We start from the raw sequence: 2,149 nt of genomic DNA, 5'->3' as shown, positions 1-2,149 counted from the left end.
TTCCAGGCGGGGGAGCGCGTCGGAGACGAACGAGGCGCCGATCACCAGTAGGACCAGCAGGGTGAGCAGGTGCTCGGTGTACTCCACGAACTCGTGGAAGTGCTCGTGCCGCTCGTCGTCGCGCTCGGACGCGCGGACCCCGAGGGCCGCGCAGAACACGGCGAGGAATCCCCAGCCGCCCACCAGCTCCCCCACGCCGTAGGCGAGCAGGAGCGTGGCCACGGCGGCGGCGGGCTCGGCGAACCCCACGAGCCGGTGCTCGCCCACGCGCACCCGGTAGACCGCCGCCCCGATCAACCGGCCCAGGAGGTAACCCACCACCGCGCCGATGAGCGTCTTGGCCACCAGATCCCACGCCACCCAGCCCAGGAGCCACTGGCCGGGATCGCCCTTGGTCGCCAGGTAGATCGCGAGGTAGACGAAGGGGAACGCCAGGGCGTCGTTGAGCCCGGCCTCGGAGGTGAGGGCGAAGCGGGCCTCGTCGTGCTCGTCGTCGACCTCCTCCCCGGAACTCGGACCCTCCACCTGCACGTCGGAGGCGAGGACCGGGTCGGTGGGGGCGAGCACCGCTCCCAGCAGCACGGCGACCGCGGGGGTCAGCCCCAGCACCCACCACCCCAGCACCGCGACCCCCGCGATGGACAGGGGCATGCCGATCGCCAGCAGCCGCCACGTGGTGGTCCACCCGCGCAGGCTCAGCGGGCGGTCCAGCGCCAGGCCCACGCCGAAGAGCGCCACGATCACCGTCACCTCGGCCATCCGCTCGGCCAGCTCCGCATGCTCGATCACGTCGACGAGCTGCGACTCGGTGGGCATTAGCCACCCGACCAGCATCCCCACGCCCACCACCACGATCGGCGCGGACAGGACCCGCTCGCGGAGCAGGCGCGGAAGGAACGACCCGATGAGCAGGGCCGCGCCGATGACCGCGAACATCAGGTCGGTATTGGGCACGCAGTGAGTGTGGGCGCCCTCAGGTCACCTGCGCCACCGATGGGAACCGCTGGGGTGAGCGTGGCGGTCGACAGCGGTCCCGGCGAACGACGACGGGCCGGACTCCCTGGTGGGAATCCGGCCCATCGTGGCTGGTGCGATCACGCTGGTGCGATCACGCTGGTTCGATCAGGCCGTGGCGTCCCGCGCGGCGCCCTTTTCGGTGGCGTCGTTCGCGGTGGGCAGTTCGCCGGAGGCGTTCTCCAGGTGGGCGCGGATGAACCACTGGAACTTCTCGAGCTCGGCGGTCTGGCCGATGAGGATGTCCTCGGTGACGGGGTCGACGTCACCGGCCACGGCGATGGCCTTGCGGTGGTCGCCGATCATCCCGTCGTACACCTTGTCCAGCGCGCCGAGGTGCGCCTGCGCGGTGTCGCGGCCGAGCGAGTAGTCGTCCCACGAGCGGTGGTCGGCGTTGGCGCCGATCGTGCCCACGGGCGAGCCGCCGAGGGTGGCGATGCGCTCGGCCAGCACGTCGGCGTAGCCGCGCACCAGCTCGACCTGCGGGTCGAGCATCTCGTGGACCGCGATGAAGTTGGGGCCCACCACGTTCCAGTGCACGTGCTTGAGGGTCAGGTGCAGGTCGTTGCACGCGGTGAGTCGCTTCTGGAGGGTGTCGGCGAGGGTGGCGGAGTCGTCGGTGGACAGTCCGGGAACGGTGAATTCAGGCATGCTTCGAACTTAGCGCCGCCGCCAATGACGTGCGACCGTAGTGCTGGACGCGCAGGTCAGACCACGTGAGACCGGTCGTCAGCCCTCACCGACGGCGACCGGAACCGGCAGACCCTCACCGGTCCCGCCGGCGCACCCCGCGGTAGATCACCTGGTGCGTGATGAGCCGTTGGAGCAGCACATCGGATGCCGGCGCGGGGACGCGAACACCGCGGCCGGGTGGGGTGAAGACGATGAGTCCGTCTCGCAGCGGGCCGAGCACCGAGCCCCACCGGCGCCTGGGCGGTCGGTAGTCGCGTAGTGGCGTGCCGCGCAGGTGCCCGCGGATGTTGCGCGCGACCAGAATGTGGCCTCGGTTGCGGGCGGAGGTGCGCAGCGGGTCGGTGGCGGCCACGTCGCCGACAGCGAAGACATCGCTGTGCCCCGACACCTGTAGCGTCGGCTCGACGCGGACGAAGCCGCGGTCGTCGAGCATGGCCGCGGG

General features: G+C 71.1%; 2 protein-coding genes and 1 pseudogene. All 3 read right to left on the bottom strand.

All coding sequences use genetic code 11. The features are described 5' to 3' along the window. Positions 1-954 (bottom strand): cation:proton antiporter domain-containing protein (locus G6019_RS13420; RefSeq protein WP_182627791.1); only part of this gene is annotated, 954 nt, incomplete at its 3' end. Positions 955-1,122: 168 nt separating this feature from the next. Beyond that, entirely contained in the window at positions 1,123-1,665 is a 543-nt protein-coding gene (locus G6019_RS13415) for a Dps family protein (protein ID WP_107757269.1), read from the bottom strand. Positions 1,666-1,780: 115 nt separating this feature from the next. Continuing rightward, a pseudogene (locus tag G6019_RS13410) lies at positions 1,781-2,149 on the bottom strand (pyridine nucleotide-disulfide oxidoreductase); the annotation flags it as partial.

Source organism: Dietzia sp. DQ12-76, assembly GCF_014145045.1.
Lineage (GTDB): Bacteria > Actinomycetota > Actinomycetes > Mycobacteriales > Mycobacteriaceae > Dietzia.
This window is presented reverse-complemented; position numbering and strand designations above follow the sequence as displayed.

What these genes read in the sequence shown, in the direction of transcription:
- G6019_RS13415 (WP_107757269.1), bottom strand. Translation starts at nt 1,665, where the DNA reads ATGCCTGAATTCACCGTTCCCGGACTGTCCACCGACGACTCCGCCACC.